This is a genomic window from Pseudomonas sp. Pseusp18, assembly GCF_059506005.1.
Window position 1 is genome coordinate 3,593,883 of sequence record NZ_CP169240.1, and the last position, 24,268, is coordinate 3,618,150.

Here is a 24,268-nt window from a genome sequence, read left to right on the forward strand (position 1 = left end):
GCGTTGTCCCGCCCACCTGGGACGGCCCCGATCCCGTAGGAGCTGGCGAAGCCTGCGATCTTTTCGATCACCCCTCCGGCCGCAAAATCAACACCGCCAACGGCGGCAAATTCAACACCAGGGAAAGAGCCTGCCCATGGCTCGGTTCTTCCTCGGTGAACACCCCGCCACCGTTACCGTAATTGGACCCGGCATAGGTGTCGGCGTCGCTGTTGATCAACTCGACCCAGCGCCCGGCAAACGGCACGCCGACGCGGTAGGACTGACGCGGCACCGGGGTGAAGTTGGCCACCACCAATACCGGCCTGCCCTCCTTGCTCCAGCGTAGCCAGGCATAAACGCTGTTGATCGCGTCGTCGCCGATCAACCACTGGAAGCCCTGCGGTACATCGTCCTGATCGTGCAGGGCCGGCTCTTCGCGATACAACCGATTCAAGTCGCCGACCAGTTTGCGCACACCCTGGTGTTCCGGATATTGCAGCAAGTACCAGTCCAGCTGCTGATCGTGATTCCATTCGCGCCACTGGCCGAACTCGCAGCCCATGAACAACAGTTTCTTGCCCGGATGGGTCCACATGAAACTCAGGTAAGCCCGCAGGTTGGCAAACTTCTGCCAACGGTCGCCGGGCATTTTGTCGATCAGCGAATGCTTGCCGTGTACCACTTCGTCGTGGGAAATCGGCAGGATGAAACGCTCGGACCAGGCATACACCAGGCCGAAACTCAGTTCATTGTGATGATGGGCGCGGTACACCGGATCCTGCTGAATGTAATGCAGCGAATCGTGCATCCAGCCCATGTTCCACTTATAGGCAAAACCCAGCCCGCCCTGTTGCGTGCTCTGGCTGACACCCGGCCACGCGGTGGACTCTTCGGCAATCACCAGTGCACCCGGTGCTTCCAGGGCCACCACGTCATTGAGATGGCGAAGGAAATCGATGGCCTCCAGATTCTCCCGACCGCCGTGACGGTTGGGCACCCACTCGCCAGCCTTGCGCGAGTAATCGCGATACAGCATCGACGCCACTGCGTCGACCCGCAGTCCATCGACATGGAAATGCTTGAGCCAGTGCAGCGCCGACGCCAGCATGTAGCCGTGCACCTCGGTGCGGCCCAGGTTGTAGATCAGCGTGTCCCAGTCCTGGTGAAAGCCCTCCATCGGGTTGCCGTATTCGTACAACGCGGTGCCGTCGAACTGCGCCAGGCCATGGACATCGGTCGGGAAATGCGCCGGCACCCAATCAAGGATCACGCCGATTTCGGCCTGGTGACAGGCGTTGACGAAAGCGGCAAATTCATCCGGCGAGCCGTAACGGGCGCTCGGGGCGAATTGCGACAACAGTTGATAACCCCACGAACCACCGAACGGATGTTCCATGATCGGCATCAATTCGATGTGAGTGAAACCCAGCTCTTTCACATACGGAATCAGCCGCTCGGCCAGCTCGGGCCAGGTGTACTGACGGGCGACTTCGCCCAGGTCATCCAGTTCGCATTGCCAGGAACCGGCATGCAACTCATAGATCGACAGCGGTGCACTGGTTCGCTGACGCTCGCTGCGGGACTGCATCCAGTCCTGGTCCTGCCAGTCGACTTTCAGTGGCGAGGCGACTTTTGATGCGGTGTCCGGAGGCAGCGCGGTGGCCAGGGCCATCGGGTCGGCCTTGAGCGGCAGAATGCCGTGGGCGCCGAGGATTTCGTATTTGTAGGCTTCCCCCGCTTGCAGGCGCGGAATGAACAACTCCCAGACACCGGAAGGATGACGCAGGCGCATCGGATGCCGACGACCGTCCCAGACGTTGAAATCGCCGACCACCGAGACCCTTCTGGCATTCGGTGCCCACACGGCGAAACGCACGCCATCCGCGCCATCGACCGTCTTCAGCTGTGCGCCGAGGCAACCGCTCAGGTCGCGGTGATTGCCCTCGGCGAACAGGTACAAGTCCATCTCACCGAGTAACGGGCCAAAGCTGTAGGGGTCTTCGGCCAGTTGCTCGCCGCCGGCCCAACGGGTTCGCAACAAATAGGGCCGTGCCTGTTCGAAATGACCGACGAACAGCCCCGGGGTTTGGGTGGCCTCAAGGCTGCCGAGTTCTTCTCCGGAGGCCTTGTCCACCACTTGCACACTCAAGGCATCCGGCAGATAGGCCCGAATGAATTGCCCGCCGGCGCCATCGCCGTGCGGGCCGAGAATTGAGAAGGGATCCTGATGTTCGGCGCGTACCAATGCGTCGATGTCCCGCGCCTTGGGCAGCAGCGCCTCTTTAACGTGCCCCTGTTCCTTGTTCGAGAAACTCATGACTACTCTCCACCAAGATCGGAAAAGGGTTTAAGCCCACTCAATAATCCATATAAACCGTGTAACGGCACCGGTAGCCAGGTGGGGCGATTTTCCGCCTCATAGGCCACTTCATAAGCCGCCTTCTCCAGCCCGAACAACGCCAGCGCAGCGTCCTCGCCTTCGGGATCTTGCCATGCATGAGCAAGACTAGCTGCCGCCAGCCGATAAGCGTCGACAAATGATTGTCGCGCCTCTTTCAAATAGCGATCGGCGACCCGTTGACGCGCCGCCTGGGCATCCGCCGTGTTGTCGACGTTGTGTACATTGATCGCCATCGCCGCGGCGTAATCGAAGGAGCGCAACACGCCGCTGACGTCTTTATAGGGGCTGTGTTTACCGCGGCGCTCACGCAGCGGCCGCGCGGGTTCACCCTCAAAATCGATCAGGTAGGCATCGCCCTTGATCACCAGCACTTGCCCCAGGTGCAAGTCGCCATGGACGCGAATACGCAAGCCGCCAGCAGTCTTTTTACCCAACTCCTGAACATGGCTGAGGATGGCTTTTTTGTTGTCCAGCAATCGGCTGACCAATGCCTGATCCGCCGCGCTCAGTTCGGTTTGATGCTGCTTGAGCAGCTTCAGTGCATGCTCCAGCTGCGCCGCCACGTCCTTGGCCGAGGCCAGGGCATCTTTCTGACTCATGATGTGTGGGGCAAAGTCCAGGTTGGCGCTTGGGGTCGCCAGTACCTGATGCATCTCCCCCAGGCGCTGGCCGAGCATGCCGGCAAAATCCTTCAGCTCGCCGAGGGCGTTGTAGTGCTGCTCCTGCTCGGACACGGCATCGGCGAGCTCATCGCGAAGCGCTCGTTCGAGGTTGTTCTGGGTCCATTCCCACGCGTCGCCCTGATTGCTCAAGTAACCTTGGGCGATCATCAACAGCGTGTCCAAGCCCGCCGCATCGCGACGGATCACCGCCCCCAGCAGCGGCGAAATATTTTTGAAACCGGCATGGGTCAGGTACGCGCTCATTTCCAGTTCCGGGTGCACCCCTGACGCGACCTTGCGGATCAACTTCAACACCAGACTGGCGCCGATCACCACCGAACTGTTGGATTGCTCGGCAGACAGGTAACGCACTTCCGACTCGGCGCTCAGCCCCAGTTTGGCCAATTCGTCGGTTGGCTCGAAACGGATCTCGCCACCGTCCGACGGCAGCACCGTGCTGGCCTGCAACCCCTGCAACACCGCATGAACAAAGCTGTCGAGGCTGAAGGCGTCGGTGATCAGGCCGACCTGGCGACCGCGCCGGACCCTGGCCAGCGCCAATTGCTGCGGCAACGCCGCGCCAACCTGTTCCTCGGAAATAAAGCCGAACGGCAATTGATAGCGGCTGGTCTGGCCAGCGCTGGTGACGTCGATTTCACTCAACAGCACCGGATGCTGCGGGTCGCCGAAGCGCACGCCGTAAGCGAGATTGACGCTGTCGATGGTGCCGTCCTTACCGGCGAACCAGCGGCGATTCTGCAACCAGCTCGGCAAAATACCCTGCTCCAGCGAGTGCCGGGACGGCGCTTCGAGCAGCTCTTCCATGCGCTTCATCAGCACCAGGGTGGTGAAATCCGGCAGGCTTTGCGCCGGCTCCACGTGCCAGCTCGGCATCTGGTTCTCCGCCGCCAGGCCGAACCAATAGAAGCCGTAAGGCGCCAGCGTCAACAGGAAATTCAACTGGCCGATCGGCGGAAACGCATTGCCGCCGAGCATCTCCACCGGGACCATGCCGACATACGCCGACAAATCCAGCTCCGCCGCTTGTGCGCTGCGGGACACGTTGGCCACGCACAAAATGATCTCGTGCTTGCCGTCCGCCCCGGTGAATTCGCGGGTATAGGCCAGGATCCGTCGATTGCTCGGCGACAGCATCTTCAGCGTGCCGCGACCGAAGGCCTTGGACTGCTTGCGTATCGCGAGCATGCGCCGGGTCCAGTTCAACAATGAATGAGGATCACCGGCCTGGGTTTCGACGTTAACCGACAGATAGCCGTATTGCGGGTCCATGATCGGCGGCAACACCAGGCTGGCCGGATCGGCGCGGGAAAAGCCGCCGTTACGGTCGATTGACCATTGCATCGGCGTGCGCACACCGTCGCGGTCGCCGAGGTAGATGTTGTCACCCATGCCGATTTCATCGCCGTAATACAGGGTCGGCGTGCCGGGCATCGACAGCAACAGACTGTTGAGCAGCTCCACGCGACGACGATCGCGCTCCATCAATGGCGCCAGACGCCGGCGAATCCCCAGGTTGATCCGCGCCCGACGGTCGGCCGCGTAGTAGTTCCACAGGTAATCGCGCTCCTTGTCGGTGACCATTTCCAGGGTCAGTTCATCGTGGTTGCGCAGGAAAATCGCCCACTGGCAGTTGGCAGGGATTTCCGGTGTCTGGCGCAGAATGTCGGTAATCGGGAAACGATCTTCCTGGGCCAGCGCCATGTACATGCGCGGCATCAGCGGGAAGTGAAACGCCATGTGGCATTCGTCGCCGTTCTGGCCTTTGGCGTCGGTGTTTCCAAAATACAACTGAGTGTCTTCCGGCCACTGATTAGCCTCGGCCAGCAGCATGCGGTCGGGGTAATTGGCGTCTATCTCGGCGCGGATCTGCTTGAGGACGTCGTGGGTCTCGGGGAGGTTTTCGTTGTTGGTGCCGTCGCGCTCGATCAGGTACGGGATCGCGTCCAGCCGCAGGCCGTCGATGCCCATGTCGAGCCAGTAGCGCATCACCGACAGCACCGCTTTCATCACTTGCGGGTTGTCGAAATTCAGGTCCGGTTGGTGGGAATAGAAGCGGTGCCAGAAATACTGACCGGCCACCGGATCCCAGGTCCAGTTGGACTTCTCGGTGTCGAGAAAGATGATGCGGGTGCCGTCGTATTTCTGGTCGTTATCGGACCAGACATAGAAGTCGCGGGCCGCCGAGCCGGGCTTGGCCTTGCGCGCGCGCTGGAACCACGGGTGCTGGTCCGAGGTGTGGTTGATGACCAGTTCGGTAATCACCCGCAAGCCACGTTCGTGGGCCTCGGCAATGAAACGCTTGGCATCGGCCAGAGTGCCGTAGTCGGGGTGCACGCCACGGTATTCGGCGATGTCATAGCCATCGTCGCGTCGTGGCGAGGGGTAGAACGGCAACAGCCAGATGGTGTTGACGCCCAGATCGGCAATGTAATCGAGTTTGGCGATAAGGCCGGGAAAGTCGCCGATCCCGTCATTGTTGGAGTCGAAAAAAGACTTAACGTGAACCTGGTAGATCACCGCATCCTTGTACCAGAGCGGGTCTTTGATGAAGGTGGCTGACCTGGGTTTCTTCGCCATTTGAAACTCCTGTTTAATTCGAATAAAACCGCCGGACCTGTGGCGAGGGAGCTTGCTCCCGCTCGGCTGCGAAGCAGTCGTAAAACCTGCAAAAGAGGTGTGACTGACATATTGTCTGGGGCCGCTGCGCGACCCAGCGGGAGCAAGCCCCCTCGCCACAAAAGCCCCCTCGCCACAGTCAAGAAGCGGTAATCCGCCAAATCCCGAACGGCAGATGCCACGGTTCGATCCGCATGAACTGGTACTTGCCGTGCCAGGTCCAGCGGTGGCCGTTCATCAAGTCTTCGCCCTGGGTGCTGGCATCGTCGGGCAGGCCCATTTCCCACAGCGGCAATTCAAAATTCGCTTCCTGGACGTTATGCGGATCGAGGCTGACGGCCACCAGAATGAAATTGCTGCCGTCCACACTGCGTTTGCCGAAGTACAGAATGTTGTCGTTCCAGGCGTTGTAGACCTTCAGGCCCAGGTGCGTGTGCAGCGCCGGGTTCTGCCGGCGGATGCGGTTCAGCTGGGCGATTTCGGCAATGATGTTGCCCGGCGCGGTGAAGTCCCGTGGGCGAATCTCGTACTTCTCGGAATTGAGGTACTCCTCCTTACCCGGCACCGGCGCCGCTTCACACAGTTCAAAGCCCGAATACATGCCCCACAAACCGGAGCCCATGGTCGCCAGCGCGGCACGAATCAGAAAACCGGGGCGCCCGGAGTCATGCAGGAATGCCGGGTTGATGTCCGGCGTATTGACGAAAAAATTCGGTCGGTAGCATTCGCGCCACGGCGACTCGTTGAGTTCGGTGAAATAGGTCGCCAGTTCGGTCTTGGTGTTGCGCCAGGTGAAATAGGTGTAGCTCTGGGAATAACCGACCTTGCCCAGACGCGCCATCATTGCCGGCGTGGTAAAGGCTTCCGCCAGAAAAATCACATCGGGGTACAGCGCCCGCACATCGGCGATCAACCACTGCCAGAACGGCAACGGTTTGGTGTGGGGGTTATCAACGCGAAACAGCTTCACGCCCTCCTCGACCCAACCCACCACGATGTCGCGCAACTCGACCCACAGGCTGGGAATCGCGTCCACGGCATAGAAATCGACGTTGACGATGTCCTGGTACTTCTTCGGCGGGTTCTCGGCGTATTTGATCGTGCCGTCCGGCCGCCAGTTGAACCAGCCCGGATGCTGTTTGAGCCACGGGTGATCCTGGGAACACTGAATCGCGAAGTCGAGGGCCACTTCCAGCCCGTGCTCGGCCGCCGCCGCGACCAGCCGGCGAAAATCTTCGCGGCTGCCCAGTTCCGAGTGAATCGCCTCATGCCCGCCTTCTTCGCTGCCGATGGCGTAAGGGCTGCCCGGATCGTCAGGGCCGGCGGTCAGCGAGTTATTCGGGCCTTTGCGGAAGCTGCGGCCGATCGGGTGGATCGGCGTGAAATACAGCACGTCGAAACCCATGTCCTGGATCATCGCCAGCCGCGTATGCACATCGTTGAAGGTGCCATGCCGGGTCGGGTCATCAGTGATCGAGCGCGGGAACAATTCATACCAACTGGCGAACTGCGCCAACTCCCGCTCAACATCCACCGGGTACTCAGGACTCAGACTCACGAAGGGCCGATGGTCGGCCTGGGCCATCAAGTCCGCGCTGCGTTGGTGCAAAAACAAGGCGACCTGCTCGGTTTCGAGCAGACCGGACAACTCATGGTGCAACGCCGCCAGTTGTTCGCTCAGTTGGCCTTCGCTGCGTTCGGCCGCCTGCTGCACATGAGTGCGCCCTTCCTGCAGCTCCAGGCTGACCGAGACGCCGGCCATGTGCTTTTTTTCCAGCTCATAACAAAAGCTGGCGTACTGATCGATCCACGCTTCAAGGCAGAACACATAGCGGCCCTGCTTCTCGACACGGAACTGGCCCTTCCAGCCGTTATTGCCCAGTTCGGCCATCACCTCGCTCTGCCAGGTGTCGTCGCCTTCGGCACGCCAGCGGATGCGCACGGCCAGTTTGTCGTGACCGTCGGCAAACACTTTGCTGGTCACCACCACGTCCTGACCGACCACGGCTTTAACGGCGAATTGCCCGCCATCGAGGGTCGGCATGGTGTTTTCAATCACGATACGCGGCAGCAGTAACGCCTGGGACAGCGGTATATGCGGGTTGTAGCTCAGTTCTGTGGGTTTTTCAGCGGTCATCGAGCATCTCTCCTTACGCCCCAAGGACGCTCTTGTGCCTGGTCATCGTTCACACGGAGCAGTCTGCCCCGGGATGAACTTACATAGCTTCCGAGCGACAGGCGCCGGCAAAGTTCAGAGGGATCTGCCAGGTCTTTCGGGAATCGAATCCTCCCGGCACGGGTCAACTAACTTAAGCACGACTCACGCCATCTATCGGTTGCACAGAACAATCACCGGCCAATGCGTCCTAACACTTAATGAATCCGCAAAAAGGCCTCCTCTATGACTTTGCGAATCGAAAACCAGACCTGCTTCTTCATCACCGAGGACAGCGAAGAAATTCGCCTTTGCCCTGATATCACCATAATCACTGACGAGGAAAAATCCATGTCGGCAGTGGACCTCGACGGCCAGCGCTTCTACATCACCGAAGCAGAAGCCGATGCATTGACCGTAGCAGGCGCCGTGGACGGTCGCCGGCATTTGAAGGCCACGAACAGTGATTCGGTGATTTGACTGACCCGTATCAACACACCCCGCCAGCGCCTGACACAGGCACTTGCAGCCCGCCCTTGCGGGTGCATCAAGTTGTCGCAGGCGGGTGTTGGCAATCCATCTGATCCGCTTTTTATTGCGTTAGCTGAGTCTGTTATGCAAACAGATCGCTGGTCATAGTGCTCAGGCCTGATGGAGGCTGATGAGCGAAAGACCATGAGCGATAGAATCCCCGTCCGAACCGTTGAACCTGCCTCATTCATAAAAAACAACGAGCCTTCGCGTCCAAAGATGAAGGCCAAGTCCAGCGACAACCTGATCCACACCCGCAGCTTCACCGGCCTGTTCCGCACCCTGCGCATGAGCGGCGCGGGGTTTCTGTTTCTGCTGTTCTTCGGCACGGTGTGGCTGAACTGGGGCGGCCGCCAGGCGGTGCTCTGGGACCTGTCCGAAAGCAAGTTCCACATCTTCGGCGCGACCTTCTGGCCCCAGGATTTCATCCTGCTGTCGGCGCTGCTGATCATTGCCGCCTTCGGTCTGTTTGCGATCACCGTGTTCGCAGGCCGGGTCTGGTGCGGTTACACCTGCCCGCAGAGCTCCTGGACCTGGATCTTCATGTGGTGCGAGAAGATCACCGAAGGCGAGCGCAACCAGCGGATCAAGCTGCAAGCCGCGCCCTGGGGCCTGAACAAACTGCTCCGCCGCTCGGCCAAACACACCTTGTGGCTGGCGATCAGCCTGCTCACCGGCCTGACCTTTGTCGGCTACTTCACACCGATCCGGCCCCTGGCCGAAGAGCTGCTGACTTTGCAAATCGGCGGTGTCAGCCTGTTCTGGGTGCTGTTTTTCACCGGCGCCACTTACATCAACGCCGGCTGGCTACGTGAAGCCGTGTGCATGCACATGTGCCCGTATGCGCGGTTCCAGAGCGTGATGTTCGACAAGGACACCCTGACCATTTCCTACGACGTGGCTCGCGGCGAAAACCGTGGCCCGCGCAAACGTGAAGTGAAACCCGCCGAGGTCGGACTGGGCGATTGCATCGACTGTCAGGTGTGCGTCCAGGTTTGCCCGACCGGCATCGACATCCGCGATGGCTTGCAGATGGAATGCATCGGTTGCGCCGCATGCATCGACGCCTGCGATTCGATCATGGACAAAATGGGTTACGACCGAGGGCTGATCAGCTACACCTCGGAGCATCAATTGCAGGGTGGCAAGACCCACCTGCTGCGCCCGCGCCTGATCGGTTACACCGCGGTGCTGTTGGTGATGATCGGCGCCTTCGCCCTGGCCCTGGTGGAACGGCCGATGGTGTCGCTGGACGTGAGCAAGGACCGTGGCCTGTTCCGCGAGAACAGTGAAGGCCAGATCGAAAACATCTACAGCCTGAAGGTCATCAACAAGACCCAGCAACGTCAGGATTACCGTCTGACGCTGGTCGATGACGACGGCTTCCAGTTGCAAGGCAAGACCGAACTGAGCCTGGCCCCCGGTGAAATTGTCGATGTGCCGGTGTCGGTGGCGATGACCACGGAACGGCCAAGTAGCAGCTCGCAGACGATCAGTTTCAAAATTGTCGACAGCGATGAGCCGGACATCTATAGCGTGGCCAAGAGCCGGTTTGTTGCACCGATGAACCGCTGAGCCTTTAAGATGCAATCCTTTGTCCTGTGGCGAGGGGGCTTGCCCCCGTTGGGTCGCGAAGCGGCCCCCTACATTATTCAGATATATCGAGCAGTCTGGTTTACGACTGCTGCGCAGCCGAACGGGGGCAAGCCCCCTCGCCACAAAATGCACAATTCACTAACCGGGCACTCGATGAAACGCTACGAAAAATTCGCCGACGACATCGCTGAACTGATCCGCTCCGGCGTACTTGGCCCCGGCCATCGGGTGCCGTCGGTACGCTACGCCAGCCAGACCTACGGCGTCAGCCCGTCCACGGTGTTCCAGGCCTATTACCTGCTCGAACGTCGTGGCCTGATCCGCGCGCGACCGCGTTCCGGCTACTTCGTCAATGCGCATGCACCAAGCCCGTTCTCGGAGCCGGTGATCAGCAGCCAGGTCAACGAGTCCACCGAAGTCGACGTCAGCGAACTGGTGTTCTCAGTGCTGGACTCGATCAAGGACCCGACCACAGTACCCTTCGGCTCGGCCTTCCCCAGCCCCACGCTGTTCCCGCTGCAGCGCTTGTCCCGCTCGCTGGCCAGTGCTTCCCGGGAGATGGACCCGCGCATGGTGGTCACCGACATGTCGCCGGGCAACCCGCAACTGCGTCGGCAAATCGCCCTGCGCTACATGGTCGGCGGGCTGATGCTGCCGATGGAAGAACTGCTGATCACCAACGGTGCGCTGGAAGCGCTGAACCTGTGCCTGCAAGCCGTCACCGAGCCTGGCGATCTGGTGGCCATCGAAGCCCCGGCGTTTTACGCCAGCCTGCAAGTGCTGGAACGGCTGAAGCTCAAAGCCGTGGAAATCCCCGTCCACCCGCGAGACGGCATCGACCTCGGCGTACTCGCCCAGACCCTGGAACGGCACCCGATCAAGGCCTGCTGGTGCATGACCAGTTTCCAGAACCCCATGGGCGCGACCATGCCCGAGGCGAAGAAACAGGAACTGGTGGAGTTGTTGCGCAGCCATCAGGTGCCGCTGATCGAGGATGACGTCTACGCCGAGCTCTATTACGGCCAACAGGCGCCAAAACCGGCCAAGGCGTTCGATACCGAAGGGCTGGTGATGCATTGCGGTTCGTTCGCCAAGAGCCTGGCCCCCGGCTACCGCATCGGCTGGGTCGCCGCCGGGCGCTATGCGCAGAAAATCGAACGGCTGAAACTCATGACCTCGCTGTGCGCTTCGATGCCCGCCCAGGCCGCCATCGCCGATTACCTGCAACACGGCGGCTACGACCGGCACCTGCGCAAACTGCGTTACGCCCTGGAAGAACAGCAAAGTGCCATGCTCGCCGCCATCGCCCGCTACTTCCCGGCCCAGACCCGCGTAAGCCAACCGGCCGGCGGTTACTTCCTGTGGCTGGAACTGCCGCCGCAGATGGATTCGTTGAAGTTGTTCCAGATGGCATTGGCGCAGGGGATCAGCATTGCACCGGGGCCGATTTTCTCACCGACCCAGCGGTTCAGAAATTGTATCCGGTTGAATTACGGCAGCCCGTGGACCGAGGATTCGGAGAAGGCGATGGAGACGTTGGGGCGGATTGTCAGGTCCTTTTAACAGCGCCCACAGGCGCGTAGGAGCGGCCGAAGGCTGCGATCTTTTGATCTTGCTTTTGATCTTTTGATCTTGCTCCTGATCTCTACCGCCCACCACCAAGATCGACGAAAGTCCCGGTCGCATACGACGCCTTATCCGACAACAACCACACAATCGCCTCCGCCACTTCATCCGGCCGCCCACCGCGTGCCATCGGAATCGCCGATTCCAGCTTGCTGACCCGGTCCGGATCGCCGCTCAATGCATGGAAATCGGTGTAGATGTAACCCGGACGCACCGCATTGACGCGAATCCCCTCGCCCGCCACTTCCTTGGACAGGCCGATGGTGAAGGTGTCCAGCGCCCCCTTTGACGCGGCGTAATCCACGTACTCGTTGGGTGAGCCCAAACGCGAGGCGACCGAGGAGACGTTGACGATGCTGCCGCCCTGCCCGCCGTGTTTGGGCGACATGCGCAAAATCGCGTGTTTGGCGCAGAGGATCGGCGCCAGGACGTTGGTCTTGAGGATTTTCAGAATGCGGAATTCCGACATTTCGTCGATTCGCGACTTTTGCCCGACGGTGCCGGCGTTGTTCACCAGCGCCGTGACCCGGCCCAGTTCGGTGTCCACCCGATGAAACAGAGCGATCACTTCGTCTTCGATGCTGACGTCGGCACGCACGGCGATGGCTTGAGCACCGCGTGCGCGGACTTGCTCCAGCACACTGAGCGCCGCCTGTTCGTCGGACTGATAATTGATGCAGATCCGATAACCTTGTTCGGCGGCCAACAGGGCCGTGGCGGCGCCGATTCCACGGCTGCCGCCGGTGATGACGATAACTTTGTCCATGCTGGCTTTCCCCCGTTCCAAGCGTAAGCAGTCGGGGCCAAGAATAACCGCCATTGGCGGGTTTTGCATGGGTCCACATCAAGGGGCATGGTACATCTTGTAGCAGCTGCCGAGCCTGCGAGGCTGCGTTCGGCGGCGAAGCCGTCGTGAAATGGGCTATCGCGGTGTGTCGGTACAACCTTGCATGCAGGGTTTACGACGGCTTCGCCGCCGAACGCAGCCTCGCAGGCTCGGCAACTGCTACAGGTACGACGTCCCCAACCTGTTCCGCTCGGTGAATGTCGACCATGAAGCGATCGGCCGGTAGCGGGTGCCCGAGCAGGTAGCCCTGCAACGAGTCGCAGCCCAGCTGGGTCAGGAAGTCCTGCTGGACACCGGTTTCCACCCCTTCGGCGACGATCCGCAGGCCCAGCGCCTGGCCCAGGGCGACGATGGCCGAGACAATGGCCGCGTCGTCACTATCGTGCTCCAGATCGCGGACAAAACCCCGGTCGATCTTCAGCTCATTAGCCGGCAGGCGCTTGAGGTACATCAAGCTCGAATAGCCGGTACCGAAGTCATCGATGGACAGGTCGACGCCCATTTCCGACAGCTCCTGCAACACCGTCATGCTCGCATCGGCGTCGCTCATGGCGGTGGTTTCGGTGATTTCCAGGGTCAGGCTGTTGGCCGGCAGATGATGGGTGGCCAGGGCTTTGGCAACGCTCTGCACCAGCCCCGCATGGCAGAATTGCAAGGCCGAGAGGTTCACCGCGATACGCCAATCGGTGTAACCGAGCACGTACCACTCGCGCATCTGCCGGCAGGCCTCGTTGAGCACCCACTCGCCAATCGGAATGATCAGCCCGGTCTTCTCCGCAAGGTCAATGAACGTGTCCGGCTGCAGCAGGCCCAAGGTCGGATGCTCCCAGCGCAGCAACGCCTCGGCGCCCACCGGTCGGCCATGACCGGCGTCGAATTTGGGCTGGTAATAAAGTTTGAACTGTTGCTGATCGACGGCACTGCGCAAGTCCTGGAGCAATTGCAGCTGTTTGCGCGCGTTGCTGTTCATCGAGGCGTCGAAGAAGCGATGACCGTTTTTCCCGGCGCCTTTGGCGTGGTACATCGCGGCATCGGCGTTCATCAGCAACTCATCGGCCGTCTGACCGTTGCCCGGATAGAGCGCGATGCCGACACTGGCGGAAATCTGCAAGTCATGTTCGGCGACCCGGAACGAGCGCGCAATCAACCCGACCTGACGCTCCGCCAGGCTCAGCGCATCGTTCGGCTCGTTCAGGCGCACCAGCAACACGAACTCGTCGCCGCCGATCCGCGCCAGGGTGTCCTGGCTACGCAGGTCTTCGCGCAGGCGCAGTGCAACTTCGCGCAATAGCTGGTCGCCCATGTGATGGCCAAACGCATCGTTGACCGGTTTGAAGCCGTCCAGATCAATGAACATCAACGCAAAACAGCCGCCCTGCTCCTGCACTTTCGACATGGCCTGATCGATACGGTCGGCCAGCAACATGCGGTTGGGCAAACCGGTCAGGGTATCGTGCAGGGCCAGCTGAGTGAGTTCGCGGTTGGCCACGGTCAGCGAATGGGCGAGGTCCGCAGTGCGAGCCTCCAGGCGGGCATCGAGGATCGACGTCAGCAAGGCGATGCTCAGTATCGCCAAGGTGGTGATCAGCACCAGGCTGTCCAGCCCCTTGCCGTTCAAGCCGCTGACCGCCGCACCACAGAAACTGCCGACGGCAAAGCGCGCCGCGGCCATGCCGGTATAGTGCATGCCGACGATGGCGATACCCATGATGACTGCAGCACCCGCACGGAACAGGCGAACATGCGGCGTGTGCTGGCGCAGGCGGAAAGCGATCCATAACGCCGCGCCCGACGCGCCGACGGCAATCAGCAGCGACGCGCCAAACAGAGTCGGGTCGTAATCGATGCCCGGCTGCATGCGCATGGCGGCCATGCCGGTGTAATGCATGGCGCTGATACCAGCGCCCATGACCAGCGCGCCGAACGCCAGTTGCCAGGCCGGCAACCGTGGCTGACTGACCAGCCACAGGGCAAAGCCGCAAGACAGCACCGCGATCAACAGCGACAGTGCCGTGAGGGTGGTGTCGTAGCCCAGGTCGATCGGCAATGTGAACGCAAGCATGCCGATGAAATGCATCGACCACACGCCGATGCCCATCGCAAAAGCGCCGCCCGCCGTCCATAAATGCACCGCTTGGCCCTTGGCCGTGGCGATGCGTCCGGTGAGGTCAAGCGCGGTATAAGAGGCCAGTATCGCCACGCACAGCGATATGAAAACCAGCGTAAGGGAATAACTACCAATGAGCATGGGATTTCTCGCAACAGCCCCCGCCATACTGTGTTTGTTCTCGGGGAGCAAAGCCGGCGATTGTACTGATTCCGCGGACGAACGCACTCACAAAGTAATCAAAAGGCCACCAAGATGATTGTGGCGAGGGAGCTTGCTCCCGCTGGACGGCGAAGCCGTCCCAAAGATGCTCACGCGTACATTCAGTCAAAACCGGATCAATCGGTTTGCGACTGCTTCGCAGCCGAGCGGGAGCAAGCTCCCTCGCCACAGGGACGGGGTTATTGCTTGTCACTCACCTGAAGCTGCCCGTCCCACCCACCGCCCAGCGCGGCAATCAATTGCACGCTGGCAATCAACCGACTCTGCAACAAGTTCAGCACGTTGCGTTCGTTGTTCAACGCCGTGGCCTGAACCACCACCACATCCAGATAAGCGATCAACCCGGCCTTGTACTGGTTCTGGGTCAAGCGAAGGGACTCGCGCGCCGCATCCAGAGCTTCCTGGCGCACGACCGCTTCGTCTTCCAGCACCTTGAGCTGCACCAGGTAATTTTCTACCTCGCGAAAACCATCGAGCACGGTCTGGCGGTATTTGGCGACAGTCTCGTCGTAGGCCGCTTCGCTGCGATCGACCTCCGCCGAGCGCTGGCCACCGTCGAACAGGGTCATGGCCAGTTGTGGGCCGACCGACCAGAAACGGTTCGGCAGGCTGATCCAGTTGGCGTAGGTGCTGCTGCTATAACCGCCGTTCATGTTCAGGGTAAGGTCCGGGTAATAGGCAGCTTTGGCCACGCCGATGTTGGCGTTGGCGGCCATCACCGAGCGCTCGGCGGAGGCGATGTCCGGACGGCGTTCCAGCAACTGTGAAGGCAGGCTCAGCGGCACTTGAGGCAACGCCGGAATGTCTTTGGTTTCGGCCAGGCTGAATTCGGCCGGCGGCAGGCCGATCAGCACGGCGATGGCGTTCTCGAACTGCGCGCGCTGCCAGATCAGGTCGACCATTTCCGCCTGAGTGGTTTTGAGCTGAGTGGTGGCCTGGGCCACCGCATCCTTGCCGGAGACGCCGGCGCGGTACTGGTTTTCGGTCATTTTCAGCGAGCGCTGATAGGCCTCGACTGTCGCTTCCAGCAGGCGTTTCTGTTCGTCGATCACCCGCAATTGCAGGTAGTTCTGCACCAGCTCCGATTGCTGGCTCAGGCGCATCGCCGCCAGGTCGGCAAAACTCGCCTGGGCATTGGCCGTGTCGGCTTCCAGGCCTCGGCGCAATTTGCCCCAGATATCGGCTTCCCAACTGACCCCGGCCTGTGCCGAATAAGTGTCACGGATGCCGCTGGACGAACTGCTCAGGCTCGAACTGCTGCTGCCGGTGCCCTGGCTGGAGCGGTTCTTGCTGACAGTCAGGTCCACCGTCGGGAAAAATGCCCCCCGGGCACTGCGCACCAAGGCCTGGGCCTGACGGAACTGGGCCTCGGACTGGGCAACGGTCTGGTTGGCGCTGTTAAGCTTTTCGATCAGGCCGTTGAGCTGCTGATCGCCATACAGCTCCCACCAGGCACCGCGCGCCAACGAGTCGCTGGGGTTGGCCTGACGCCAGCCGGCCGCCTCTTTGTACTGCGCAGGTGCGGCGGTTTGCGGGCGCTGGTAATCCGGGCCGATGGCGCAGGCGCTGAGCATTGCCACGCACAGCGACAAGCTCAGCAAACGCGAGCCTCGGGCCGTGATCAGCGGTGCAGCCAGGTTGAGAAGCGAACGGTCAGTCATAGCGGAGTTTCCAGAGCAGCATCGGTACGCACCCCACGCCAGCGGTTGAAACGATGGCGCAGTTTGTCGAGATAGAGGTAAACCACCGGGGTGGTGTAAAGGGTCAGCACCTGGCTGAAGACCAGCCCGCCGATGATGGTCAGGCCCAGCGGCTGACGCATTTCCGCCCCTTCGGCGCGGCTCAGCAGCAGCGGCAAGGCACCGAGGATCGCCGCCAGGGTGGTCATCAGAATCGGTCGCAGCCGTTGCAGGCAGGCGCTGCGGATCGATTCCAGCGGCTCCAGGCCTTGGTGCCGTTCCAGTTGCAGCGCCAGGTCGATCATCAGAATGGCGTTTTTCTTCACCACGCCGATCAGCAGGAACAGCCCGAGCAAGGAGATCAGGCTGAACTCACCGCCCAGCACATAGATCGACAGCAGCGCGCCGACCCCGGCCGACGGCAAGGTCGAAAGAATGGTCAGCGGATGAATGTAGCTTTCATACAGCACACCCAGCACCAGATACACCGCGACCAGCGCGCCGAGAATCATCCACGGCTGGCTCTTCTGTGCGGCGGCGAAGGCGTCGGCGGTGCCGGCCATTTTCGCGATCACGTCTTCCGGCAGGCCGACCTTGGCAATCGCTCGTTCGATGGCTGCCGAGCCCTGCTCCACCGTCACCCCTTCGGCCATGTCGAAGGCGATGCTTTCCGAAGCGAACTGGCCTTCGTGGCTGACCCGGTCGCCTTCCAGGCTGTTTTCATAGTGGGCGATGGTCGACAACGGAATTCGCGCGCCGTCAGCAGTGATCACTTTGACCTGGTTCAGGGTGACCGGGTCCTGGGCGTATTTCGGATTGACCTCCATCACCACCTGATACTGGTTGAGGCTGTCGTAGATCGTCGAAATCTGCCGCTGGCTATAGGCGTTGTTCAGCACCGCCGTGACCATGTTCATGTCCACGCCCAGCCGCTTGGCCTGGTCGCGATCGACGATCAGCGTCACTTGCTGGGCGCCACGGCCTTCGCGGGCGTCGATCGCCGTCAGCTCAGGCAGGGCCTTGAAGGCGGCAACGACTTTCGGATACCACTCGCGTAACGCACCGAGATCGCCACTTTGCAGGATGTAGGAATACTGCGAGGTGGTTTGCTCGCGACCGCCACCGAATTGCAGGTCCTGGTCGGCCATCAGCATCAACTGCGCACCGGGCACCTTGGGCATTTCCTTGCGCAAACGCTCGATGACTTTCTGCGCGGACAGGTTGCGTTCCTTGATCGGCTTGAGCCGCACCAGCATGAACGCGTTATTGGTGCCGTTGTTGCCACCGATGAACCCGGCGACGCTTTGCACCGCTTCGTCTTTCAACACCGCGCGGCGGAAGGTTTCCATCTTCGGCTGCATCACGCTGAACGACAGGCCATTATCGCCACGCACGAAACCGATCAGCTGGCCGGTGTCTTGCTGTGGAAGAAAGGTTTTAGGAACAACAACATACAGCGCAATGTTTACGCCAATTGTCACGATCAGACTGAGCAAGGTCAGTCGGCGATGACGCAGCACCCAGTCGAGGCTGGTGGCGTATTTGCCGACCATCCACTCATTGGCCCGCTGGCTCCAGCGTTGCAGACGGTTTTCCTGCCCCGGCGTATGCGGCTTGAGCCAGCGCGCGCAGAGCATCGGCGTCAGCGTCAGCGACACCAGCAACGACACCACGATGGCCGCCGCCAGGGTGATGGAAAACTCGCGGAACAGGCTTTCGATGATCCCGCCCATGAACAGGATCGACAGGAACACCGCCACCAGCGAGACGTTCATCGAAAGCAGCGTGAAGCCGACTTCCTGCGCCCCGAGGTACGCGGCCTTCATCGGCGGTACGCCCTTGTCGATGTGTCGGGAAATGTTCTCCAGCACAACGATGGCATCGTCCACTACCAGCCCGGTGGCCAGAATCAGCGCCATCAACGACAGGTTGTTCAGGGAGAACCCATAGAGGTACATCACCGCAAACGTGCCCACCAGCGATACCGGCACCGCCAGGGTCGGGATCAGCGAGGCGCGAAAATTACCGAGGAACAGGAACACCACCAGAATCACCAGCGCCACGGCAATCAGCAGGGTCATTTCCGCTTCGTGCAGGGTGGCCTTGATCACCGGCGAACGGTCCATCGCCAGGTTCAGCTTGACGCTGGCCGGCAGCACCGCCTGCAATGCCGGCAACTGCGCCTTGATCTCGTTGACCGTCTCGATGATGTTGGCGCCGGCCTGGCGGTTGATCACCAGCAACACCGCTGCGTCGTCATTGAAGAACCCGCTGTTATAGCGGTCCTCGACGCTGTCGCTGACCTTGGCCACATCCTTCAGGCGCAGGGCCGCGCCGTCTGCGTAGTGAATGATCAGCGACTCGTAATCCTTGGCTTTTTCCAGTTGATCGTTGGCCTGGACCTGCCACAGCCGCTGGCCGTCTTCGACTGAGCCCTTGGGCCGGCGCACGTTGGCGTTGGCGATGGTGGTACGCACATCGTCCAGCGCCACGCCGTACTGGTTGAGCGCCTGGGGTTCGAGTTCGATGCGCACCGCCGGCAACGAACTGCCGCCGATCTGCACTTCACCTACGCCCTGCACCTGGGACAGGCTCTGGGACAGAATGGTCGAGGCCAAGTCATAGAGCTGGCCTTTTTCCAGCACATCCGAGGTCAGCGACAGCACCATGATCGGCGCCTGGGACGGGTTGACCTTCTTGTAGGTCGGCATGCTGCGCATCCCGCTCGGCAGCAAGTTGCGCGAGGCGTTGATCGCCGCCTGCACTTCCCGCGCCGCGCCGTTGATGTCGCGGTCCAGGTCGAACTGCAGAATCACCCGGGTCGAGCCCTGACTGGAACGGCTGCTCATGGTGTTGACCCCGGCGATGGTGCCGAAGGAGCGCTCCAGCGGCGTGGCCACGGTCGAGGCCATGACCTCCGGGCTCGCGCCGGGCAGACTGGCCTGAACCACGATCACCGGGAAATCCATCTGCGGCAGTGGCGATACCGGCAACAGGCCGAAGCTCACGCCGCCCAGCAGCATGATCGCCAGGCTCAGCAGCATCGTCGCGACCGGGCGCTTGATGAAAGGTCCGGACAGGTTCATCGATGCCCACTCCCGACATCCACCCCTGTGGGAGCGAACCTCTGTGGCGAGGGGGCTTGCCCCCGTACGGCTGCGTAGCAGTCGTAAAACCACCGCATGCGGTGTACCTGGCGCACCTCGATTGCAGTTTTTGGGGCCGCTTCGCGACCCAACGGGGGCAAGCCCCCTCGCCACAGAGGCTCGCTCCCACAAAGTGTGCGCCTGGCATTGAGGGCGTGCGCATGTGTGAGTTTGCCGCCCGACGCCATCATACTTCCACCTCTTCGGCGTCGGACTTGCCGAAACGGCGTCCCAGGCGGTCGAAGTACAAGTAGATAACGGGCGTGGTGAACAGCGTCAGCACCTGACTCACCAGCAAGCCACCGACCATTACCAGACCCAGCGGCTGGCGCAATTCCGCGCCGGAGCCGGTGGCGAGCATCAGTGGCACCGCGCCGAACAACGCCGCCAGTGTCGTCATCAGAATCGGCCGGAAGCGCAGCAGTGCCGCCTGATAGATCGCCGCTTGCGGGTCCATGCCCTGATTACGTTCAGCCTCGAGGGCGAAGTCGATCATCATGATCGCGTTCTTTTTCACGATACCAATCAGCAAGATGATGCCGATGATCGCGATCATCCCCAGGTCATTACCGCTCAACAGCAGCGCCAGCAAGGCGCCGACCGCCGCCGAGGGCAAGGTCGAGAGGATGGTGATCGGATGGATATAGCTCTCATAGAGCACGCCGAGCACGATGTACATGGTCACCACCGCCGCCAGGATCAGCAGCAAGGTGCTCGACAGAGACGCCTGGAATGCTTCGGCCGCGCCCTGGAACTGGGTCTGCACGCCAATCGGCATGCCGATGTCTTTCTGCACCTGATCGATGATCTGCACCGCATGCCCCAACGCCACGCCGGGCGCCAGGTTGAATGACATCATCACCGCCGGGAACTGGCCGATGTGGGTGATCGCCAGTTGCGCCTGACGCTCCTCGACATGCGCCAGGCTGGACAGGCGCACTTGCCCGCCATCGCTGGTCTTGACGTGAATCTGGTTCAGCGCATCGGGGCCGATCTTCTCGCCGGACTGCGATTGCAGCACCACGCGGTACTGGCTGGCCTGGGTGTAAATGGTGGAAATCTGCCGCTGGCCGAAGGCGTCGTACAGCGCGTCGGTGATGTTCGACACCGATACGCCGACCCGCGACGCCGCATCGCGGTCGATCACCAGATAAACCTGCAAACCCTTGTCCTGCAAATCGCTGGCGACATCGGTCAGTTCCGGCCGTTGCGCCAAGGCTTCGACCAGACGCCCGCTCCACAGGTTGAGCAACTCGGCATCCGGCGACGACATGCTGAACTGGTACTGAGTACGGCTGACCCTATCTTCGATGGTCAGGTCCTGCACCGGCTGCATGAACAGGCGAATGCCGACCAGCTTGTCCAGCTCCGGTTGCAAGCGGGCAATGACTTGGGTGGCGCTCAGGTTGCGGTGGCTGTGAGACTTGAGGTTGATCAGTAACCGACCGCTATTAAGCGTCGAGTTGTCGCCATCGACCCCGATGTAGGACGACAGGCTCTCGACCGCAGGGTCAGCCAGAATCACCTTGGCCAATTCCTGCTGGCGCTCGCTCATCGCCGCGAAGGAAATCGACTGCGGCGCCTCAGAAATCCCCTGGATCACCCCGGTGTCCTGCACCGGGAAAAAGCCCTTGGGCACCACCATGTACAGGAATACGGTCAATGCCAGGGTGCCGATGGCCACCAGCAAGGTCAGTGGCTGATGCTTGAGCACCCACTGCAACTTGCGCCCGTAGGCGGCGATCATCCAGTCGATGGTCGCGCCACTGGAGCGGTAGAACCAGCCCTGATCTTTTTCCTTGGGCTCACGCTTGAGCAACCGCGCGCACATCATCGGCGTCAGGGTCAGGGACACCACCAGCGAAATCAGGATCGCCACCGCCAACGTGATCGCGAACTCGCGGAACAAACGCCCCACCACGTCGGCCATGAACAGCAACGGAATCAGCACCGCGATCAACGACAGGGTCAGGGAAATCAGGGTGAAGCCGATCTGCTTGGCACCCTTGAGCGCCGCTTGCAGCGGGCTGTCGCCCTCTTCGATGAATCGAGAAATGTTCTCCAGCATGACGATCGCATCATCCACCACGAAACCGGTGGCGATGGTCAGCGCCATCAGGGTCAGGTTGTTGACCGAAAACCCGGCGAGGTACATCACGCCGAAGGTGCCGATCAACGACAGCGGCACCGCCACCGACGGAATGATCGTGGCGCTGGCCCGCCGCAGGAACAGGAACGTGACCATCACCACCAGGGCGATGGCGATCAGCAGTTCGTGTTGCACGTCGGTGACCGAGGCGCGGATGGTCTGGGTGCGGTCGGTGAGCACGGTGACGTCGAGGCCGGCCGGCAGGTTGTCGGTGATGCTCGGCAGCAAGGCCTTGATCCGGTCAACCACCTCGATGACGTTGGCGCCGGGCTGACGCTGGATGTTCAGCAGCACGGCCTGGCTTTCATTGGCCCATGCCGCCAGGCGTTCGTTCTCGGCGCCATCGACGATTTGTGCCACGTCCTTGAGCCGCAACGGCGCGCCGTTTTTATAGGCCAGAATCAGGTTGGCGTAGTCCTTGGGCGACGTCAGCTGGTCGTTGGCGTCGAGCATCGACACCCGGGTCGGGCCGTCGAAGTTGCCCTTGGGCTGGTTGACGTTGGAGGCACCGATCAAGGTGCGCACGTCCGACAGGTTCAGGCCGTTGGCCGCCAGGGCCTCGGGGTTGACCTTGATCCGCACCGCCTGACGCTGACCGCCGGCAATAGTGACCATGCCGACGCCGCTGATCTGGGCGATTTTCTGTGCCATACGGGTGTCGACCAAGTCATTGAGCTTGGGCAGCAGCATGGTTTTGGAAGTGATGGCCAGGGTCAGCACCGGGGTATCCGCCGGGTTGACCTTGTTGTACACCGGCGGCGCGGGCAGATCCTTGGGCAGCAAATTGGTCGCGGCGTTGATCGCCGCCTGCACTTGCTGCTCGGCGACGTCCATATTGATGTCGAGGCTGAACCGCAGGGTCAGCACCGAGGCACCACCGGAACTGGTCGAAGCCATCTGGGTCAGGCCGGGCATCTGACCGAACTGACGTTCCAGCGGCGCGGTCACGGCGCTGGTCATGACATCCGGGCTGGCGCCGGGATAGAGCGTCATGACGCGGATGGTCGGGTAATCGACCTGGGGTAATGCCGACACCGGCAGCAGCCGATAAGCGATCACACCGGCGAGAATAATGGCCAGCATGCTCAGGGTCGTGGCGACCGGGCGAAGGATGAACAGCCGCGAGATGTTCATGCGCCGCCCTTTTTCGCCTTGTCGGTGGCCATCGCGTCAGGCGCAGTGACGGCTGACTTGCCTTGCAGGTGTTCGGTCGGGGTGGTCGGTACATCCTTGCTGTCGTTGACCACTTCCACTTCGCTGCCGTCCTTCAGGCGGTCGGTGCCTTCCAGCACCACCCGATCACCGACGGCCAGGCCTTCGGTAATCACGGTGTTTTCCCCGTCACTGGCGCCGACTTTCAACTGACGGATGGCAACCTTCTTGTCGCCGTCCAGCGCATAGACGAACGTGCCGTTGGTGCCGAACTGGATCGCCGCCGAGGGCGCCAGCACCACATCTTTAAGGGTATCGGCCAGCAGGTGCACGTTGACGAACTGATTCGGGAACAGCGCTTGATCGCGGTTCTCGTAGCGGGCCTTGAATTTCAGGGTGCCGGTGGTGACGTCAATCTGGTTATCGAGGCTCTGCAACACGCCGGTGGCCTGCAATTGGGTGTCGCCACGGTCCCAGGCTTCGGCGGGCAGCTTGGCGCCAGTGCGATAGCGGGTCAGCACGGTGTCCAGGCTGTTTTCCGGCAAGGTAAACGCCACGCTGATCGGTTGGGTCTGGGTGATGATCACCAGCGCCGTGGTGTCGTTGGGCGCCACGAGGTTGCCGACGTCCAGCTGCCGCAAGCCCACGCGCCCGGCGATCGGAGCGCGGATCTTGGTGAATTCGAGATTGAGCTTGGCGTCGTTGACCGCCGCCTGATTGGTCTTGACCGTGCCCTGATACTGGGCGACCAGCGCTTCGGCGGTGTCCAGGGTTTGCTTGGCGATGCTGTCTTCGCGGTACAGGCCACGATAGCGCTCGACGTCGACCTGGGCGTTTTTCAATTGCGCCTGATTCTGCAGCAAGGTGCCTTCGGCCTGGAGCAAGGCATTCTGATAAGGACGTGGATCGATCTCGGCCAGCAGGTCACCCGCCTTGACCATCTGCCCTTCTTCGAAATAGACCTTGACCAGTTCGCCACCGACGCGGCTGCGCACATTGATGGTGTTCAGCGCCGTGACCGTGCCCAGCGCCTTGTAATACAGCGGAAAATCGCCTTTGACCACCGGCGCCACGCGCACCGGAACCGGTCCCGTCGCCCCGCCGAATCCCGGACGCATCCCCCCCGAACGACCAGTATGCCCGGCAACGGCTTTCTGCCCTGCGCCCTCCTTCGGGCTGCTGCCAGCGGGCCAGAACTTCCAGCACAGGCCGGCGATGACCAACAGGACAAGCAGGCCGAACAGCCAGCGACGAGGATTGCGGGAAGCGGAGGATTGCATGGAATGATCAACCATTGGGCGCGTGCGCTTTTTTCTACGGGAGGCTGAACGATAAGCACTGGCGGGAATTAAGCAAAGCGCCTTTACCGGCAATTT

The 24,268-nt window shown here is 61.3% G+C and carries 12 protein-coding genes; 3 read left to right on the forward strand and 9 right to left on the reverse strand.

Going from position 1 to position 24,268, the window contains the following annotated elements:
- Nucleotides 1-67 precede the first annotated feature (67 nt).
- The 3 genes from glgB to ACEN9A_RS16125 form a co-directional block, all read right to left on the reverse strand.
- Complete coding sequence (gene glgB, locus ACEN9A_RS16115) at nt 68-2,299, reverse strand: 1,4-alpha-glucan branching protein GlgB (protein ID WP_258668602.1); 2,232 nt, start codon at nt 2,297-2,299, stop codon at nt 68-70.
- Nucleotides 2,300-2,301: 2 nt separating this feature from the next.
- Nucleotides 2,302-5,643 carry a maltose alpha-D-glucosyltransferase gene (treS, locus tag ACEN9A_RS16120; protein WP_258668603.1) on the reverse strand — a complete coding sequence of 1,114 codons (3,342 nt, stop codon included), beginning with the start codon at nt 5,641-5,643 and terminating at the stop codon, nt 2,302-2,304.
- Between the two features lie 178 nt (nt 5,644-5,821).
- Nucleotides 5,822-7,819: an alpha-1,4-glucan--maltose-1-phosphate maltosyltransferase gene (locus tag ACEN9A_RS16125; protein ID WP_258668605.1), complete on the reverse strand. Its 1,998-nt coding sequence runs from the start codon at nt 7,817-7,819 to the stop codon at nt 5,822-5,824.
- A gap of 264 nt (nt 7,820-8,083) precedes the next feature.
- Between ACEN9A_RS16125 and ACEN9A_RS16130 the strand changes: the two genes are divergently transcribed.
- From ACEN9A_RS16130 to mapR, 3 genes are all read left to right on the forward strand, one after another.
- Entirely contained in the window at nt 8,084-8,317 is a 234-nt protein-coding gene (locus ACEN9A_RS16130; RefSeq protein ID WP_258668607.1) for a DUF3203 family protein, read from the forward strand.
- A gap of 195 nt (nt 8,318-8,512) precedes the next feature.
- Nucleotides 8,513-9,943, forward strand: a complete 1,431-nt coding sequence (gene ccoG, locus ACEN9A_RS16135; RefSeq protein WP_258668608.1) for a cytochrome c oxidase accessory protein CcoG — start codon at nt 8,513-8,515, stop codon at nt 9,941-9,943.
- Between the two features lie 174 nt (nt 9,944-10,117).
- Nucleotides 10,118-11,527, forward strand: coding sequence for a GntR family transcriptional regulator MpaR (gene mapR, locus ACEN9A_RS16140; protein WP_018926134.1), 1,410 nt, complete (start codon nt 10,118-10,120; stop codon nt 11,525-11,527).
- Nucleotides 11,528-11,609: 82 nt separating this feature from the next.
- Here the strand turns inward: mapR and ACEN9A_RS16145 are convergent, their stop codons facing one another.
- From ACEN9A_RS16145 to ACEN9A_RS16170, 6 genes are all read right to left on the reverse strand, one after another.
- Nucleotides 11,610-12,356 carry an SDR family oxidoreductase gene (locus ACEN9A_RS16145; protein ID WP_018926135.1) on the reverse strand — a complete coding sequence of 249 codons (747 nt, stop codon included), beginning with the start codon at nt 12,354-12,356 and terminating at the stop codon, nt 11,610-11,612.
- A 193-nt stretch (nt 12,357-12,549) separates the two neighbouring features.
- A complete protein-coding gene (locus ACEN9A_RS16150) occupies nt 12,550-14,685 on the reverse strand; it encodes a putative bifunctional diguanylate cyclase/phosphodiesterase (protein WP_258668609.1) in 2,136 nt (711 codons plus the stop codon).
- A gap of 260 nt (nt 14,686-14,945) precedes the next feature.
- Nucleotides 14,946-16,427, reverse strand: a complete 1,482-nt coding sequence (locus tag ACEN9A_RS16155) for an efflux transporter outer membrane subunit (RefSeq protein ID WP_258668610.1) — start codon at nt 16,425-16,427, stop codon at nt 14,946-14,948.
- Nucleotides 16,424-19,531, reverse strand: a complete 3,108-nt coding sequence (locus ACEN9A_RS16160; protein WP_258668611.1) for an efflux RND transporter permease subunit — start codon at nt 19,529-19,531, stop codon at nt 16,424-16,426. Before ACEN9A_RS16160 ends, ACEN9A_RS16155 begins: the two co-directional genes overlap by 4 nt.
- Nucleotides 19,532-19,778: 247 nt before the next feature.
- Entirely contained in the window at nt 19,779-22,874 is a 3,096-nt protein-coding gene (locus tag ACEN9A_RS16165) for an MdtB/MuxB family multidrug efflux RND transporter permease subunit (protein WP_258668612.1), read from the reverse strand.
- Nucleotides 22,871-24,187, reverse strand: a complete 1,317-nt coding sequence (locus tag ACEN9A_RS16170) for an MdtA/MuxA family multidrug efflux RND transporter periplasmic adaptor subunit (RefSeq protein WP_258668613.1) — start codon at nt 24,185-24,187, stop codon at nt 22,871-22,873. Before ACEN9A_RS16170 ends, ACEN9A_RS16165 begins: the two co-directional genes overlap by 4 nt.
- Between the last annotated feature and the right edge of the window lie 81 nt (nt 24,188-24,268).

Bases quoted from the DNA above. Each gene is read 5' to 3' on its own strand.
- glgB (WP_258668602.1), bottom strand. From the start codon at position 2,299: ATGAGTTTCTCGAACAAGGAACAGGGGCACGTTAAAGAGGCGCTGCTG.
- ACEN9A_RS16155 (WP_258668610.1), bottom strand. From the start codon at position 16,427: ATGACTGACCGTTCGCTTCTCAACCTGGCTGCACCGCTGATCACGGCC.
- ACEN9A_RS16145 (WP_018926135.1), bottom strand. From the start codon at position 12,356: ATGGACAAAGTTATCGTCATCACCGGCGGCAGCCGTGGAATCGGCGCC.
- treS (WP_258668603.1), bottom strand. From the start codon at position 5,643: ATGGCGAAGAAACCCAGGTCAGCCACCTTCATCAAAGACCCGCTCTGG.
- ACEN9A_RS16150 (WP_258668609.1), bottom strand. From the start codon at position 14,685: ATGCTCATTGGTAGTTATTCCCTTACGCTGGTTTTCATATCGCTGTGC.
- ACEN9A_RS16160 (WP_258668611.1), bottom strand. From the start codon at position 19,531: ATGAACCTGTCCGGACCTTTCATCAAGCGCCCGGTCGCGACGATGCTG.
- mapR (WP_018926134.1), top strand. From the start codon at position 10,118: ATGAAACGCTACGAAAAATTCGCCGACGACATCGCTGAACTGATCCGC.
- ACEN9A_RS16130 (WP_258668607.1), top strand. From the start codon at position 8,084: ATGACTTTGCGAATCGAAAACCAGACCTGCTTCTTCATCACCGAGGAC.
- ACEN9A_RS16170 (WP_258668613.1), bottom strand. From the start codon at position 24,187: ATGGTTGATCATTCCATGCAATCCTCCGCTTCCCGCAATCCTCGTCGC.
- ACEN9A_RS16125 (WP_258668605.1), bottom strand. From the start codon at position 7,819: ATGACCGCTGAAAAACCCACAGAACTGAGCTACAACCCGCATATACCG.
- ccoG (WP_258668608.1), top strand. From the start codon at position 8,513: ATGAGCGATAGAATCCCCGTCCGAACCGTTGAACCTGCCTCATTCATA.
- ACEN9A_RS16165 (WP_258668612.1), bottom strand. From the start codon at position 22,874: ATGAACATCTCGCGGCTGTTCATCCTTCGCCCGGTCGCCACGACCCTG.